At 69.6% G+C, this 15,415-nt stretch carries 14 protein-coding genes; 3 read left to right on the top strand and 11 right to left on the bottom strand.

Annotated elements, in window-relative coordinates; translation table 11 throughout:
• Positions 1-235: 235 nt before the first annotated feature.
• The gene (locus JQX08_RS18015; protein ID WP_205349792.1) at positions 236-895 is read left to right on the top strand and encodes a hypothetical protein; all 660 of its coding nucleotides are present in this window, start codon (positions 236-238) and stop codon (positions 893-895) included.
• Between the two features lie 46 nt (positions 896-941).
• Here JQX08_RS18015 and JQX08_RS18020 read toward each other — a convergent pair whose 3' ends face one another.
• The 4 genes from JQX08_RS18020 to JQX08_RS18035 form a co-directional block, all read right to left on the bottom strand.
• Positions 942-1,667 carry a carbonic anhydrase gene (locus JQX08_RS18020; RefSeq protein WP_205349793.1) on the bottom strand — a complete coding sequence of 242 codons (726 nt, stop codon included), beginning with the start codon at positions 1,665-1,667 and terminating at the stop codon, positions 942-944.
• A gap of 89 nt (positions 1,668-1,756) precedes the next feature.
• Complete coding sequence (locus JQX08_RS18025) at positions 1,757-2,812, bottom strand: PA0069 family radical SAM protein (protein WP_205349794.1); 1,056 nt, start codon at positions 2,810-2,812, stop codon at positions 1,757-1,759.
• 84 nt (positions 2,813-2,896) lie between these two features.
• A complete protein-coding gene (locus JQX08_RS18030) occupies positions 2,897-3,298 on the bottom strand; it encodes a hypothetical protein (RefSeq protein ID WP_205349795.1) in 402 nt (133 codons plus the stop codon).
• 196 nt (positions 3,299-3,494) lie between these two features.
• Positions 3,495-4,493 (bottom strand): bile acid:sodium symporter family protein, encoded by a 999-nt coding sequence (locus tag JQX08_RS18035; RefSeq protein WP_205349796.1) that lies wholly within the window; start codon positions 4,491-4,493, stop codon positions 3,495-3,497.
• Positions 4,494-4,575: 82 nt separating this feature from the next.
• Between JQX08_RS18035 and JQX08_RS18040 the strand changes: the two genes are divergently transcribed.
• Positions 4,576-5,370: an AraC family transcriptional regulator gene (locus tag JQX08_RS18040; RefSeq protein ID WP_205349797.1), complete on the top strand. Its 795-nt coding sequence runs from the start codon at positions 4,576-4,578 to the stop codon at positions 5,368-5,370.
• Between the two features lie 84 nt (positions 5,371-5,454).
• Here the strand turns inward: JQX08_RS18040 and JQX08_RS18045 are convergent, their stop codons facing one another.
• The 4 genes from JQX08_RS18045 to prlC all read right to left on the bottom strand — a co-directional run bounded on the left by JQX08_RS18045 (position 5,455) and on the right by prlC (position 10,227).
• The gene (locus JQX08_RS18045; RefSeq protein WP_430472551.1) at positions 5,455-7,056 is read right to left on the bottom strand and encodes an inorganic phosphate transporter; all 1,602 of its coding nucleotides are present in this window, start codon (positions 7,054-7,056) and stop codon (positions 5,455-5,457) included.
• Between the two features lie 190 nt (positions 7,057-7,246).
• The gene (locus JQX08_RS18050; protein ID WP_205349799.1) at positions 7,247-7,900 is read right to left on the bottom strand and encodes an aspartate/glutamate racemase family protein; all 654 of its coding nucleotides are present in this window, start codon (positions 7,898-7,900) and stop codon (positions 7,247-7,249) included.
• A 9-nt stretch (positions 7,901-7,909) separates the two neighbouring features.
• Positions 7,910-8,182: a YheV family putative zinc ribbon protein gene (locus JQX08_RS18055; protein ID WP_205349800.1), complete on the bottom strand. Its 273-nt coding sequence runs from the start codon at positions 8,180-8,182 to the stop codon at positions 7,910-7,912.
• Complete coding sequence (gene prlC / locus JQX08_RS18060; protein ID WP_205349801.1) at positions 8,179-10,227, bottom strand: oligopeptidase A; 2,049 nt, start codon at positions 10,225-10,227, stop codon at positions 8,179-8,181. Before prlC ends, JQX08_RS18055 begins: the two co-directional genes overlap by 4 nt.
• A gap of 132 nt (positions 10,228-10,359) precedes the next feature.
• On the opposite strand from prlC, the gene JQX08_RS18065 reads away from it, so the two are divergent.
• On the top strand, positions 10,360-10,878 hold the full coding sequence (locus tag JQX08_RS18065; RefSeq protein ID WP_239482252.1) for a gamma carbonic anhydrase family protein: 519 nt from the start codon (positions 10,360-10,362) through the stop codon (positions 10,876-10,878).
• Positions 10,879-10,899: 21 nt separating this feature from the next.
• On the opposite strand, the gene JQX08_RS18070 is transcribed toward JQX08_RS18065, so the two are convergent.
• From JQX08_RS18070 to JQX08_RS18080, 3 genes are read right to left on the bottom strand one after another with little or no spacing between them, the layout of a single operon-like run.
• Complete coding sequence (locus JQX08_RS18070) at positions 10,900-12,279, bottom strand: efflux transporter outer membrane subunit (protein ID WP_205349803.1); 1,380 nt, start codon at positions 12,277-12,279, stop codon at positions 10,900-10,902.
• A gap of 5 nt (positions 12,280-12,284) precedes the next feature.
• Entirely contained in the window at positions 12,285-14,225 is a 1,941-nt protein-coding gene (locus JQX08_RS18075) for an ABC transporter permease (RefSeq protein WP_205349804.1), read from the bottom strand.
• Positions 14,226-14,242: 17 nt separating this feature from the next.
• Positions 14,243-15,412, bottom strand: coding sequence for an efflux RND transporter periplasmic adaptor subunit (locus JQX08_RS18080; RefSeq protein WP_205349805.1), 1,170 nt, complete (start codon positions 15,410-15,412; stop codon positions 14,243-14,245).
• Between the last annotated feature and the right edge of the window lie 3 nt (positions 15,413-15,415).

Below are 15,415 nucleotides of genomic sequence, written 5' to 3' on the forward strand. Positions count from 1 at the left end.
GAGTATAGCCAGCGGCTTCCGCCCCGCAATGCCAAAACGAAAATGGCTAAAGGCGCCGAAGCCTTGTCCTAAACGCCACGCGCCTACATGGACGGGTAATTAATCCGTACTGGCGATATGCCTTGTCCGAATAAACGCTACATAATTATTACGATCGAGTCTTAGCCAACAGCCCAAGCCGGCTAAGGTCAATGACTGCGTTTCGAACGCCATGTCCTATACATCAGGAGCCGTCATGAACACGCCCGCCTTGCGTGAGTTGATCCAGAGTGCGCTTCAGCATGAAGCCGGCAGCCGCCAGTTGTACCGTCAGCTGGAGGCGCAATTGCCGCGCCTGCACCCCGCCATCCGCTTGCCGGAACAGGACGCAGCGGAGGCGCTGACCGCCTTCGTGGTCGCCTACGTGGAGCAGGTACCGGATGTGCTGGTCGCCGCCAATCAGGTCGCCCGCGAAGCCGGTATCGAAGACCAGATCAAGCCGGTGCTGAAGGTCGCCGAGCAGTATTTCCTGCAGCCGCCGGAGCTGATGGCCGGCCACGAAGGCCTCGATGGCCTGCTCGACGAGGCCTACCTGGCGCACCGCTTGGTCGAGGAGGTCAACGACCGCTACATCGCCCACCTCGGCCAGCCGCTGATCCCGCTGGACACCACAGTGGCCAACCTGATCGCCCACCAGTTGATCGGCGAGCCGTTCGCCAACCAGCTCGACGAGGCGGTGCACCTCGCGGTGGACGGCATGCTGCCGGCCAGTACCTTCAGCCAGGAATCGGTGCAGGCCTACCGCCAGCGCCTCAGCGATCCGCAGACCGCCGCGGCGTGGAAGCGCTGGCCGTGCCTGTCGCAGCAGCTCGGTGTGGAACTCAAGCTGCAGAACAAACAGCGCGTCGCCAGCTGATCGCTGCGCAAATGCCACAAGGCCCGCAATCGCGGGCCTTGTCGTTTTACTGCACCTGGTAGCGGGCCTTGGGCGTGGCCATCGGCACCACCGCACCGTCGAGCGGCAGGAAGCGCGCGCTCTCGGCATCATAGGCGCGGATCGCGCTGGTCTCGATGTCGTAGACCCAACCGTGGATGAACAACTGGCCGTTGGCCACGCGCGCGGCCACCGACGGGTGGGTGCACAGGTGGTTGAGCTGCGCCACCACGTTCTCCTCGGTGAGCACCCCGAGGGTGTCGTGGCCAGTGCAGCCGCAGTTCTCCTCGACCACCTTGAGCGCCACCTCGCTGTGGCGCAGCCAGGCCTTCACGGTCGGCATGCGTTCCAGCGGATCAGGGTTGAGCACTGCCTTCATCGCGCCGCAGTCGGAGTGGCCGCAGACGATGATGTGCTGCACGCCAAGGGCCAGCACGGCGTACTCGATGGCGGTGGAAACGCCGCCGTTCATCTGCCCATAGGGCGGCACCACGTTGCCGACGTTGCGGGTGACGAACAGATCGCCCGGCGCACTCTGGGTGATCAGCTCGGGGACGATGCGCGAGTCGGCGCAGGTAATGAACATGGCGCGCGGGTTCTGCGCGCTGGCCAGTGCCTTGAACAGTTCCTCCTGCTGCGGGAAGACCTCGTTGCGGAAGCGCTTGAAGCCTCCGACTATGGCATTCAGCGCCTCGTCGGCGCTCTCCGGCGCAGTGCGCGCCTGCAGGGGAATGGCGTTGTGCTTGTAGGGCATGGGCATCTACCTCGTACTGAACCGTTGCGCTGCGGGAATTATCGACCCCGCATGCGGACAGCCGCCACCCCGCACAAGTCACATTTCATTTACAGCAGGGCGAGCTGCCGACCGGGCGGGGCGAACTGGCTGCAGTCCAGCTCGAAATCGCGCCGCTGCAGGCCCAGGCGCTTGATCGCCAGCTGGAAACGCTGGGCGAGCAGCTCGGCGAACACCCCCTCGCCGCGCATCCGCGTGCCGAAGCGACTGTCGTAGTTCCGGCCGCCGCGACTCTGGCGGATCAGGCTCATCACGTGCTCGGCGCGTTCGGGGAAATGCGCGCGCAGCCACTCCTCGAACAGCTCGGCGATCTCCAGCGGCAGGCGCAGCAGCACGTAGCCGGCCGAGCACGCGCCGGCGTCGCGAGCCGCTTCGAGCAAGCGCTCCAGCTCCATGTCGTTGATCATCGGAATGATTGGCGCACACAGCGCACTGACCGGCACGCCAGCCTCGCTTAGCGTGCGCATGGCGCGCAAGCGCGCCGCCGGGGTCGCCGTGCGCGGTTCCATGATGCGCTTCAGTTCGTCGTCGAGGGTGGTCAGGCTGAACGCCACGCTGACCAGGCGCCGGCTGGCCAGTTCGCCGAGCAGGTCGAGGTCGCGGAGGATCAGCGCGCTCTTGGTGATCAGGTGCACCGGGTGGCGAAAGCGCAGGCAGATTTCCAAGGAGCGGCGAGTCAGCTGGTACTCGCGCTCGATCGGCTGGTAGGCGTCGGTGTTGATGCCCAGGGCCAGCGGCTGCGGCACATAGCCGGGCTTGCTGAGCTCTTCCTCAAGGCGGCTGGCGAGGTTGGTCTTGGCGATCAGCTTGGTCTCGAAGTCGATCCCCGGTGAGAGGTCCCAGTAGGCGTGGCTGGGCCGCGCGAAGCAGTAGATGCAGCCGTGCTCGCAGCCGCGGTAGGGGTTCACCGAGCGGTCGAAACCGACGTCCGGCGACTGGTTGCGGGTCAGCACGCTCTTGGCCTTCTCGACGCGCACCTCGGTGGCCAGGCTCGGCGGGGTTTCCTCGCGGTACCAGCCGTCGTCTTCGGCCACCGCGCGGGTCGGCGCGAAGCGATTGTGCGGATTGCTGACGGTGCCGCGGCCGCGCGGCGGGAGGCTGGACATGAGGGACACTCGATAACTGTATATAAACACAGTATTCGAGCCCGCCCGCGCCGACAAGCCCGGCGCGCCGAATGGTCGCGCCGCTCAGGCGTCGCGCAGCAGGTCGTTGGCGTTGAGGATCGCGAAGGCGATCTCCGGGTGTCGCTCCAGGCCGCGGCGGATCGCCGCCGGGATGGCCTGGCGGGTCTTGCGGCACAGCCCCGGCTGGTCGTCGAGGACGATGCTGATGCCGCGCATGCTGCGCACCTCGTTGAAGCCTGGGGCGATACGTACGGTGATGCCGAGCTGCTGCTGCATGCGCAGCTGCAGGCGCTCGAGATCGGCCAGGTCGGCGAGATTTTCCAGGCGCTCGACCAGGCGCTTCTCCTCCTGCTGGGTCAGCTGGAGGATGCGCAGGTCGGCGCCGGCCTCCTGCAGCAGGCGCTCACGCGCGCAGTTGCACAGGCCCGGCGGGCATTCCTTGCGGAGCGGAAAGGCGGCGGTCATGGCTCCGATGATAGCGGGCTGGAGGCGCGCGTACAGCCCGGCTCACCACGCCGCAGAACCTGCGTAAGATCTTCTGAATTAGAGCCAGACAAGGCAAAAAGTGGCCGAAAAAGCGCAGTTTACGAGGTGTAAATGAGCATTTTGAGGCCACTTTTAACGCGGTCTGGCCGCGAGTCAGGAGATCGTGGACAGGTTCTCAGGGATCGACCTGACCCATCAGCTCGGGCACCGACTCGGGGCGCTTGGCGTACCGCTGGGCGAGCACCGCGCAGACCATCAGCTGGATCTGGTGGAACAGCATCAGCGGCAGGATCAGCATGCCGATGCTGCTGCCGGCGAACAGCACCTGGGCCATCGGCACACCAGTGGCCAGGCTCTTCTTCGAGCCGCAGAAGACGATGGTGATGCGGTCCTCGAGGTTGAAACCGAGGCGCTTGCCGAGCCAGTGGGTGAGCAGCAGCACGCTGCCCAGGAGGATCAGGCAGACCAACACCAGCCCGCCCAGCGCCAGCGCCGGCACCTGGTGCCAGAGGCCTTCGATCACCGCTTCGCTGAACGCGCCGTAGACCACCAGGAGGATCGAGCCCTGGTCGACGAACTTCAACCAGGCCTTGTTCCGGTCGACCCAGGCGGCCAGCCACTGGCGGGCGATCTGCCCGGCGACGAAGGGCACCAGCAGCTGCAGGGTGATCTTGCCGATGGCGTCGAGCGTCGAGCCGCCATCACCGTGCACGCCGAGCAGCAGGGCGACCAGCAGCGGGGTGAGGAAGATGCCGAACAGGCTGGACGCCGCGGCGCTGCAGATCGCCGCCGGCACGTTGCCGCGCGCCAGCGAGGTGAAGGCGATCGCCGACTGCACGGTGGCCGGCAGGGCGCACAGGTAGAGCACGCCGAGGTACAGCTCGGGGGTCACCAGCGGCGCCAGCAGCGGCTTGAAGGCCATGCCGAGCAGCGGAAAGAGGATGAAGGTGCAGGCGAACACCAGCAGGTGCAGGCGCCAGTGGGTGGCCCCAGCGATGATCGCGTGGCGCGAAAGCTTGGCGCCATGCAGGAAGAACAGCAGGGCGATCGCCGCGTTGGTCAGCCAGCCGAAGGCCACCGCAGCCTGGCCGCTGACCGGCAGCAGGGTGGCGGTAAGGACCACGGCGAGGAGGGTCAGGGTGAAGTTGTCGGGCAGGAAGCGGGGGCGGGTCATGGTCGAGTCTCATGCTTGCAGGCCAGGTGCGCGCCACACTACCGTGCTCGGAATTTTCCGACTAACGCCAAAGAGCCCGCTTATGTCACCAAACGGACAGCGCCAGACCTACCGCCGCAGCATCCCCGGGCTCGCCAGCCTGCCGCGACCGGTCTACGGCCGCACCGAATCGCTGCCCAACCGCGCGCTCACCTACCGCCACAGCCACCCCTGGGTGCAGCTGTCCTACGCCATCGCTGGGGTGCTCGAGGTGCAGACCGCAGCCGGGCGCTTCATCGCCCCGCCGCAGCGCGCGGTGTGGGTGCCGGCCGGCCTGCCGCACCGGGTGTCGAGTACCCCGCACACCGAGATGCGCAGCCTGTACATCGACTGTGCCGCGGTGAGCTGGGCGCCAGCAGCGTGCCGGGTGCTGCAGGTCAGCCCGCTGCTGCGCGAGCTGATCCGCAGCTTCAGCACGCTGCCGGTGGAATACGCCGAGGACGGCGAGGCGGGCCGCCTGGTGCAGGTGCTGCTCGACCAGCTGCGCAGTGCGCCGGCAGTCGACCTGATGCTGCCGCTGCCGCACGACGCGCGCCTGCAGCAGCTGTGCCGCAGCCTGCAGCAGCGCCCCGAGCGGCAGGCGACCCTGGCGCAGTGGAGTGCGCGCCTGGGCGTTTCGGAGAAGACCCTCAGCCGGCTGTTCCAGCGCGAGACCGGATTGACCTTCCGCGCCTGGCGCCAGCGCCTGCGCCTGCTCGGCGCGCTGACCCCGCTGGAGCAGGGCGAGCGGGTCACCGACGTGGCGCTGGCCTGCGGCTACGACTCGACCTCGGCGTTCATCGCCGCGTTCCGCCAGCAGTTCGACTGCACGCCGGGCGAGTTCTTTCGCGGCAGTTGATGGATGGCCACGCGCACGCGGTAGGCGCGAATTCATTCGCGATCATCGGCCGCTGAGTGGCCCCCATCGCGAATGAATTCGCTCCTACAGCAGCCAGGTGAACAGCCAATACAGGCCCGCCGCCAGGCCGATCGCCGCCGGCAGGGTCAGCACCCAGGCCAGCAGCATGCTGCGCACGGTCGACCACTGCAGGCCGCTGCCGTTGGCGACCATGGTGCCGGCCACCCCGGACGACAGCACATGGGTGGTCGACACCGGCAAACCAAACAGATCCGCCGCGCCGATGGTGAGCATCGCCATCAGCTGCGCAGAAGCGCCCTGGGCGTAGGTCATGGGTGCCTTGCCGATGCCTTCGCCGACCGTGGCGACGATGCGCCGCCAGCCCACCAGGGTGCCCAGGCCGAGGGATAGCGCGACCGCGACCTTGACCCACACCGGAATGAACTGGATCGCCCCATCGGCGTGCGCGCGGAACGCCTGCAGGGTGCTCCAGGTTTCCGGCAGCAGGTCCGGCTGGGTCCGGTCGAGCAGGCGCACCGTCGCACCGGCGAGGAACAGGTCGTTGCGCAGCGCCAGCGCGCGCTCGTTGGACAGGCTGTCGAGCGTCGCATGGCCGTGCAGCTCGCCGCGGACCTCGGCGAACAGCGCGGCCAGCGCCGGCAGCAGCGCCGGGTCGGCGGTCTGGCGCTGCTGGTAAGCGGTCAGCAGCGGCCGTGGATCGCTCGGGGCGCTGCCCGGATGGGTGCGCAGCAGTGCCTGCTCGCTGGCGCTGCTGAGACTGACCAGTTGCGCGGTCTGCTCCACCGTCAGCGCGCGATCGACGGCGAAGGCCATCGGCACGGTACCGACCAGGATCAGCATGATCAGGCCGATGCCCTTCTGGCCGTCATTGGAGCCATGGGCGAACGACACCCCCGAGCAGGTCAGGATCAGCACCCCGCGAATCCACCAGGGCGGTGGCGTGCGCCCTTCCGGAGCGCGGAACAGCGCCTGGTTGCGCCCCCGCAGGCCGAGTTTGAGCGACAGCAGCAGCAACGCGGCGCCGATGAAGCCGACCAGCGGCGAGAGCAGCAGCGCATAGCCGACCTTGAACAGCGGCCGCCAGTCGCCATGGGCAAAATCCAGATAGCCGGCCATCCACCCATGCGCGATGCCCACGCCAATGATCGAGCCGATCAGGGTATGCGACGACGACACCGGCAAGCCCAGCCACCAGGTGCCGAGGTTCCACAGGGTGGCCGCGATCAGCAGGGCGAAGATCATCGACAGCCCGGCGCTGGTGCTGACCCGGAGCATCAGGTCCGGCGGCAACAGGGCGACGATGGCGAACGCCACCGCGCCGGTGGAGAGCAGCACGCCGAGAAAATTGCAGAAGCCCGACCAGAGCACCGCGATGTTGGGCGGCAGGGCGTTGGTGTAGATCACCGTGGCCACCGCATTGGCGGTGTCGTGGAAGCCGTTGATGAACTCGAAGGCCAGGGCGATCAGCAACGCGACGACGAGCACCAGCACCGGCAGGCCGAAGTGCAACTGGGCACCGCTGCCGCGCAGCTCCAGGTACAGGCTGACGAAGGTGAACAGCAGCGCCGCGATGAGCCCGGCGAAGAACAGCAGCCGTCCCGGGATGCCGGCACGCTGCTGCAGTACCGGGCTGATCGGTGATTGCGGCAGGCGCGCGGCGCGCAGCGATGCGACCAGGTGATAGCGATCAAGCACAGGCGCCGCGCTCCATCCCAGGATGACCGGCGCAGGACTGCGGCAAGCGGGATACGAGCGACGACTGGCTCACGGCGACAGGCTCCTGATCAATGCGTAGCGGAACGGCGCGGTCACGCCGAAATACCCAATAGGCTCTTACAGCCTAGCGCTCCGCCAGCTAATCGCCTGCCCACAGCGCGCGCACTTGTCGGCAGGCGGCCTCCAACGGATTGATCAGCGCCACGTCGAAACGCCCCTGCAGCGCCTCCGCGGCGGCCACCAACGGACCGCCGCCGATGATCACCGCAGCCAGCGCTTCCTCGGCCAGCGTCGCCTCGATGCACTGCGCCAGCGCCTCGCGCAGCGCCGACGGATCGTCGAGCAGGGTCTGCGCCGCTGCGCCGGTCAGGCGCAGCCCGGCGTACTGCGCGGCGCAGCCGTGGTGCGCCACCTGGGAGGCGATGGCGGTCTGCAGCTCGGGGGTGATGGTGACGATGGCGAAGCGCCCGTGCGCCGCCGCGGCCTGGATCGCGCAGGCGCCGATGCCGAGCAGCGGGACGCGCAGGCGGGCGCGCAGGGCAGCGCTGCCGGGATCGCCGAACGCCGCCAGGAGCACCGCGTCGAAGCCGGCGAACGCCTGCGCGGGCAGGCGGGCGAGGGCGCTGGCAGCAGCCTGCAGGTCGGCCGGGCTGGCCAGCAGCGGCGGGGCGTCGGCCAGGGTCAGGCCGTCGACCTGGTAGCCCGTGGCAAGCACGCGGCGCGCCGTGGCGAGCATTGCCGCGGTGTGCGCCGCCGTGCTGTTGGGGTTGAGCAGCAGGACCCGGCGGGCCACCGACGCGCCCTACTCGGGCTTTTTCAGCTTCGGGTTGGGGAAGAACTGCACGCCCTGCACGCGCGGGTCAGCTGGCTTCTTCGGCGCGTTGAGGTTGACCCGCGTACCGAGTTCCTTGGGCACCGACTGGCCCTGGGCGTTGAGCGTGTCGCTGTAGCCACAGGCCACGCATTCGCGGTGCGGGGTGCCGTCGACGTCCCACATCTTGATGGTGTCCATGGCGCTGCACGCCGGGCATACCGCGCCGGCGATGAAGCGTTTGGTCACGGGCAGATCGCTCATGCCGCCTCCTCGCTGAGCCCGGAATGGCGCAGCAACGCATCGATCGATGGCTCGCGGCCGCGGAAGTCGACGAACAGCAACATCGGCTCCTGCGAACCGCCGCGGGCGAGGATCGCCTCGCGGAACGCGCGGCCGGTGGCCGGGTTGAGCACGCCTTCCTCCTCGAACTTGGAGAAGGCGTCGGCGGACAGCACTTCCGCCCACTTGTAGCTGTAGTAACCGGCCGCGTAACCGCCGGAGAAGATGTGCGCAAAGCTGTTGGCGAAGCGGTTCCAGCTCGGCGGCACCAGCACCGCCACCTCGTCGCGCACCGCGCCGAGCACGTCGAGCACGCTGCGCCCGTCGCCGTGCGTGGCGTGCAGTTCGAAGTCGAACAGCGAGAACTCCAGCTGGCGGACCATCATCAGCCCGGACTGGAAGTTCTTCGCGGCGAGCATCTTGTCCAGCAGGTCCTGCGGCAGCGGCTCGCCGGATTCGTAGTGGCCGGAAATCAGCGCCAGACCCTCCGGCTCCCAGCACCAGTTCTCCATGAACTGGCTGGGCAGCTCCACCGCGTCCCAGGCCACGCCGTTGATCCCCGAGGCGCCGGCATGCTCGACGCGGGTCAGCAGGTGGTGCAGGCCGTGGCCGAACTCGTGGAACAGCGTGGTGACTTCGTCGTGGGTGAGCAGCGCCGGCTTGCCACCGACTGCCGGAGTGAAGTTGCACACCAGGTCGGCCACCGGGCTGATCAGGCTGCCGTCGGCGGCGCGGCGCTTGTCGCGCGCGCCGTCCATCCACGCGCCGCCGCGCTTGTTGGCGCGCGCGTAGAGGTCGAAGAAAAAGCGCCCGACGCGCTGGCCATTTTCGCTGATCTCGAACAGGCGTACGTCCGGGTGCCAGCTGTCGAAGCCGGCCAGTTCCTTGATCTGGATGCCGTACAGGCGCTCGACGATGGCGAACAGCCCGGTCAGCACCTTGTCGATCGGGAACCAGGCGCGCACCTGCTCCTGGGAGATGCTGTAGCGCTGCTGGCGCAGTTTCTCGCTGTAGTAGCCGACGTCCCAGCTCTGCAGGTCGCTGACGCCCTGTTCGGCGGCGAACGCCTTGAGCTCGTCGAGGTCCTGGGCGGCAAAGGGCTTGCTGCGCCCCGCCAGGTCCCGCAGGAAGCCGAGCACCTGGTCGGTCGATTCGGCCATCTTGGTGGCCAGCGACAGCTCGGCGAAGTTGCCGAAGCCGAGCAGGCGCGCCAGCTCCTGGCGCAGGTCGAGGATCTGCTCCATCAGCGGGCCGTTGTCGTGCTGGCCAGCGTTCGGGCCCTGATCGGAGGCGCGGGTGGCGTAGGCGCTGTACAGCTCCTGGCGCAGCGCGCGGTCGTCGGCGTAGGTCATCACCGCGTAGTAGCTGGGGAATTCCAGGCTGATCAGCCAGCCGTCCAGACCCTTGGCCTGCGCGGCCTGGGCCATCTGCGCCTTGGCCGAGTCGGTGATGCCGGAAAGCAGCGCTTCGTCGCCGACCTGCTTGGTCCACGCCTGGGTGGCGTCGAGCAGCTGATTGGAGAAGTTGCTGGTCAGCTCGGAGAGCTTCATCTGGATTTCGCCGTAGCGCTTCTGCTCGGCGGCCGGCAGGTCGATGCCGGACAGGCGGAAGTCGCGCAGGGCGTGCTCGAGGATGGTCGTCTGCGCCACCTCGAAGCCGCTCGCCGCCGGGCTGCCGGCCAGCGCCTGGTAGGCGTCGAACAGCGCCTTGTTCTGCCCCAGTTCGGTCCAGTATTCGGACAGTTTGGGCAGGCAGGCCTCGTAGGCGCTGCGCAGCTCGGCGTTGTTGCACACCGCGTTGAGGTGGCTGACCGGGCTCCAGGCGCGGCCGAGGCGCGCGCCCAGTTCGTCGAGCGGCTGCACCAGGGAATCCCAGCTCGGCGCGGCCGGCTGGGCGGCGAGCAGCGCGGCGACGGCGGCGCGGCTGTCGGCGAGAATGCTGTCGATGGCCGGCTCGACGTGCTCGGGCTTGATCAGCGAATAGGGCGGCAGGTCGAAGTCTTGGAGGAGGGGATTGCTGGCAGTCACGGCATTCACCTGTGGCGGAAGGGAGTTCGGGCGAGCGGCAGGCGTTCGACCCGTATGCCGCCATCTTAATTACAATCGACGGCAACCGCAGCTTGAGAGGTTTCTATCGTGGCGATTCGTACTTACCGCGGCATGCGTCCGCAACTCGGCGCCCGGGTGTTCGTCGACAGCTCCGCCGTGGTGATCGGCGACGTGCAGCTCGGCGAGGACAGCTCGGTGTGGCCGCTGACGGTGATCCGCGGCGACATGCACCGCATCCGCATCGGCGCACGCACCAGCGTGCAGGATGGCAGCGTGCTGCACATCACCCACGCCGGGCCGTTCAATCCGGACGGCTTCCCGCTGACCATCGGCGACGAAGTGACCATCGGCCACCAGGTGACCCTGCACGGCTGCACGCTGGGCAACCGCATCCTGGTCGGCATGGGCAGCATCGTGATGGACGGCGCGGTGGTCGAGGACGAGGTGGTGATCGGCGCCGGCAGCCTGGTGCCGCCTGGCAAGCGCCTGGAAAGCGGCTTCCTGTATGTCGGCCGTCCGGTCAGCCAGGCGCGCCCGCTGACCGACAAGGAGCGCGCGTTCTTCAGCTACAGCGCCGGCAACTACGTGAAGCTCAAGGACCTGCACCTGGCCGAGGGCTACGACGCCTAGTCGGCCGGTGCCAAGCGCCGGCTAGCGCAGCGCCGTCGCACCCGGCCAGCCGCCGCCCAGCGCGCGGTACAGGCCGACGCTGGCCTGCAGGCGCTCGAGCTGGAACTGCGCCAGCTCGTCCTGTGCGGCATACAGGGTGCGCTGCGCGTCGAGCAGGGTGAGCAGGGTGTCGGCGCCGGCCCGGTAGCGCGCCTCGGCGAGGCGGAAGGCCAGTTGCGCCTGACTCAGCACTTCATCCTGCGCCGCGCGCTTGGCCGCGCTGCCGCTCAGCGCATTGAGCGCCACCTCGACGTCGGCGAAGGCGGCGACGATCGCCCCGCGGTAGTCGGCGAGCAGTTCCGCACGGCGGCCGATGGCCAGGTCGCGTTCGGCGGCCAGGCGGCCGTTGTCGAAGATCGGCGCGGTCAGCGCCGCGCCCAGCGAATAGACCGGATCGGCGAACAGCCGGCTGAGGCTGCCGTTGCCGCCACTCAGCGCCGCGGCCAGGTCGAGGCGCGGCAGCAGCGCCGCACGCGCCGCGGCGACATCCGCATCGCCGGCCAGCAGGGCGGCCTCGGCGCGGGCCAGGTCGGGACGCCGTTCGAGCAGCGCGCTGGGCAGCCCGGCGCCGAGCGCCGGCGCCAGCACGGCATCCAGCTGTGCGGCGCTGACGCCGTCCAGTTCGGTAACGCTGACGCCGAGCAGCACGGCGAGGGCGGTGCGGCTGTCCTCGGCCTGCTGGCGCAGGTCGGCGAGCAGGCGCTGCTGGGTGGCCACCACGCCGCGCTGCTGGGCCAGCTCCAGGGCCACCGCGGCGCCGGCGCGCCAGCGTGCCTCGACGGTCCGCAGCACGCGTTCGGCGTTGGCCAGGTTGAGCGCGGCGATGCGCGTGCGTTCGCGCAGGCCGACGCCCTGCAGCCAGGTGGTCGCCACCGCCGCGCTGAGGCTGACCTGCAGCGCGTCGCGGTCGAAGGCGCTGGCGCGCAGGTCCAGTTCGGCGGCCTGTCGGGTACTGCGCAGGCGGCCCCACAGGTCAACTTCGTAGCTGGCGGCGAGGCTGCCGTTGTAATGGTTACCGGCGGTGGCCGGATTACCGCCGAGGCGCGCTTCGCGACTGCCGGCCAGGCTGGCGTCCAGGCGCGGCAGCAGCGCCGCGCCGGCCAGTCGCGCACTGGCTTCGGCCTGCTGCACGCGCGCCGCGGCGCTGGCCAGGTCGGGGCTGTGCGCCAGCGCCTCGGCCACCAGGCGGTCCAGCTCGGCGCTGCCGAAGGCGCGCCACCAGGCGGCGTCGACGGCATCGGCCTGGCCACTGGCGTGCCGCCACTGCGCCGGGGCGTGCGGCAGCGGCGGGGCGGCCGCCTCGCGCTGGCTGCAGCCCAGCAGGGCGAGGGCGGCGAGCAGCGTCACACAGGGTTTCCACATCGGTCTCATTCCAGGGTCAACGCCACGACCGGGTCGAGCCCGGCCGCGGTTTTCGCGGGCAGATAGCCGAACAGCAGGCCGGTGGCCACCGCGCAGGCGAAGGCGGCGAGCATGGCGCTGAACGAGAAGATCAGCGGCACCTGCCAGAGCAGCAGCGCGGCGCCGACCAGCAGGCCGAGCGCCACACCGACGCTGCCGCCGACCAGGGTGACCAGCACCGCCTCGCCGAGGAACTGCTGGAGGATGTCGCGCTGGCGCGCGCCGGTGGCCATGCGGATGCCGATCTCGCGGGTGCGTTCGCGCACGGTCATAAGCATCACGTTCATCACCCCGATGCCGCCGACCAGCAGCGACACCGCGGCAATCAGGCCGAGCATGCGGGTCATGCTGTCCTGGGTTTCCGCCTCGGCGAGCACCTTGGCGGCGGCGTTGTCGACATCGAAGTCCTCGCGGCCGTGGCGCGCCAGGAGCAGCTCGCGCACCGCCTCGCCGGCAGCCTTGACCTGGCCGGTGGAGGCTGCGGTGAGGGTCGCGTACTCCGGCTCGAGAATGTCCTGATAGACCCGCGCGCGGCCGGCCTGGTAGGGGATGAAGACCATCTCGTCGTAGTAGTCGGCGCCGGATTCCTTGCCCTTCTCGGCCATCACGCCGATCACCTCGAACGGCGCGTCGCCGATCAGCAGCTGGCGGCCGAGCGGCTGCGGCTCGTCGCGGAAGAACACCTGGCGCGCCTTGTGGCCGAGCACCACCACCGGCGCCAGGGCGCGGTTCTCGCTGGCGGTGAAGAAGCGCCCGGCGGCCAGCGGCCAGTGATGGATACCGGGCAGCTGCTCGTTGCTGGCGTACACGTAGATGTCGCGGGCCACATTGCCGTACTGCACGTTGAGCGGGTTGCCGATCACCGGGGTGGCCAGGTCGACCTCCGGCAGCGCGGCGACCGCCAGCATGTCGGCCTCGCTGAGCACACCCCAGGGGCCGCCCTCGGGTGGCTGGGCGCTGTACAGGTAGAGGGTGGTGGCGCCCATCGAGGCCATCTGGGTCAGCACCTTCTGCTTGGTGCCCAGACCGATGGCCAACATGACGATCACCGAGGCCACGCCGATGACGATGCCGAGCAGGGTCAGCGCGGTGCGGAAGCGGTTCAGCCACATCACCCGCCAGGCCGAGCGCGCCACCTCGTCGAAGGCGCTCCACCAGGACAGCGCGCGGCCGTGCCCGGCCTGATCCAGCGCCGGCAACGGCAGCGCGCTGGCGCTCGGCTGCGCGCCGCTATCGGCGACGATCGCGCCGTCGCGGATCTCGATAACCCGCTGCGCCTGGGCGGCGACGTCGCGGTCGTGGGTGATGAGGATCACCGTGTGGCCGGCGCCGGCCAGCTCGCGGAGCAGCGCCATGACCTCCTGGCCGCTGTGCGAATCGAGTGCGCCGGTCGGTTCGTCGGCGAGGATGATCCGTCCGCCGTTCATCAGCGCGCGGGCGATCGACACGCGCTGCTGCTGACCGCCGGACAACTGGCTGGGGCGGTGCTCGAGGCGTTCGCCGAGGCCCAGGCGGGTGAGCAGCGCGGCGGCCCGTGCCTGGCGCTGCTCGGCCGGCAGGCCGGCGTACAGCGCGGGGATTTCCACGTTCTCGCGCGCCGACTCGGTGGCGATCAGGTGGTAGCCCTGGAACACGAAGCCGAACGCCTCGCGGCGCAGCCAGGCCAGCTGGTCGGCGTCGAACTCGGCGACGTCGCGGCCGGCGAAACGGTAGGTGCCGGAGCTCGGCCGGTCGAGACAGCCGAGCAGGTGCATCAGCGTCGACTTGCCGGAGCCCGAGGCGCCGACGATGGCGACGAACTCGCCGGCGACGATGCGCAGGCTGACGCCACGCAGCACCTCGGTCTCGGGCGCACCGTCGCGGCCGCCGTAGCTGCGCCGCAGGTTGTCCAGCTCGATCAGCGGCACCTCGGCTGATCCAGCGGCTACCACTGGAACCTCGCCACGCGGGTGTCCGGCAGATCGGCGGTGATCACCTGCTCGCCTTCATTGACCCCGGCGAGGATTTCCACCAGTTGGCGGCTGCGCGCGCCGATCTGCACCTCGCGCGCCTCGGCGCGGCCCTTGGCGTCGAGCACGCGCAGGCGGAAGTGGCCGGGCTGGCCGTCGACCGCCTGCAACGCTTCCAGCGGTGCAGTCAGCACGCCGCGCGCCGCGGCGGTGACGAACACCACCTGGGCGGTCATCTGCGGCATCAGCACGCCGTCGCGGTTGTCGACGTCGAACAGCACGGTGTACTGCACCGCCTTGGTCACCTGCGGGGTCGCCGGGGCATCGCCGGACGCCGTCGGCGGCAGCGGCGGGGCCGGCAGCACCTGGCGGATCTGCCCGGGCCAGCGCCGGCCGTCGCCGCCGAGGGTGGTGAAGTACAGCGCCAGACCCGGCTTGAGCTGGCGGATGTCGGCCTCGGAAACCTTGGTCCAGGCGGTCATCGCGCTGAGGTCGGCAATGCGCAGCACGGTCGGCGTCTGGTAGGTGGCGTTGAGCGTCTGCCCCTGCTTGACGTCGACGCCCAGCACGGTGCCGGCGATCGGCGCGTAGAGCCGCGTGTAACCGAGCTGCGCCTCGTTGCCGCGCAGCCGCGCCTGGCTTTCGGCGATCTGCGCGCGCAGCTGGGCGAGGCGCGCCTGCGCCGACTTCCAGGCGGCGGTGGCGACCTGCACGTCTTCCTCGCGGGTCGCCTCGTCGCGCGCCAGCTGCTGCTGGCGCTGGTACTGCTGGCGCGCCAGGTCGAGCTGCGCCTGCTGCTCGGCGAGCTGTGCGCGCAATCCGGCGAGCGCCGCGCGGTCGGCCTCTACCGTGGCCTCGTGGAGGCTGGCGTCGATCTCGGCGAGCAGCTGGCCCTTGGCGACCTGGTCGCCGGGCTGCACGTGCAGGCGCAGCACCTGGCCGGAGACCTGCGCGCCGACCTCCACCGACTCGCGCGGCTGCAGGGTGCCAATCGCCACCACGGTGGCCTCGACATCGCCACGCGCGACCGCCTGGGTGGCGAAGCGCGCCGGCGCCTCGCCCTGCCACCACCAGGCGCCGAGCAGCGCGCCCGGCACCAGTGCCAGCAGCAGCCAGCGGCCCTTGGAACGAAGAAGCGAACTCATGCG

Origin of the sequence: Zestomonas insulae (genome assembly GCF_016901015.1) — a bacterium.
Classification (GTDB): domain Bacteria; phylum Pseudomonadota; class Gammaproteobacteria; order Pseudomonadales; family Pseudomonadaceae; genus Aquipseudomonas; species Aquipseudomonas insulae.

Excerpts from the sequence above, each read along its gene's own strand:
- JQX08_RS18015 (WP_205349792.1), top strand. The coding sequence starts at position 236 with ATGAACACGCCCGCCTTGCGTGAGTTGATCCAGAGTGCGCTTCAGCAT.
- JQX08_RS18020 (WP_205349793.1), bottom strand. The coding sequence starts at position 1,667 with ATGCCCTACAAGCACAACGCCATTCCCCTGCAGGCGCGCACTGCGCCG.
- JQX08_RS18025 (WP_205349794.1), bottom strand. The coding sequence starts at position 2,812 with ATGTCCAGCCTCCCGCCGCGCGGCCGCGGCACCGTCAGCAATCCGCAC.
- JQX08_RS18030 (WP_205349795.1), bottom strand. The coding sequence starts at position 3,298 with ATGACCGCCGCCTTTCCGCTCCGCAAGGAATGCCCGCCGGGCCTGTGC.
- JQX08_RS18035 (WP_205349796.1), bottom strand. The coding sequence starts at position 4,493 with ATGACCCGCCCCCGCTTCCTGCCCGACAACTTCACCCTGACCCTCCTC.
- JQX08_RS18040 (WP_205349797.1), top strand. The coding sequence starts at position 4,576 with ATGTCACCAAACGGACAGCGCCAGACCTACCGCCGCAGCATCCCCGGG.
- JQX08_RS18055 (WP_205349800.1), bottom strand. The coding sequence starts at position 8,182 with ATGAGCGATCTGCCCGTGACCAAACGCTTCATCGCCGGCGCGGTATGC.
- JQX08_RS18065 (WP_239482252.1), top strand. The coding sequence starts at position 10,360 with ATGCGTCCGCAACTCGGCGCCCGGGTGTTCGTCGACAGCTCCGCCGTG.
- JQX08_RS18070 (WP_205349803.1), bottom strand. The coding sequence starts at position 12,279 with ATGTGGAAACCCTGTGTGACGCTGCTCGCCGCCCTCGCCCTGCTGGGC.
- JQX08_RS18080 (WP_205349805.1), bottom strand. The coding sequence starts at position 15,412 with ATGAGTTCGCTTCTTCGTTCCAAGGGCCGCTGGCTGCTGCTGGCACTG.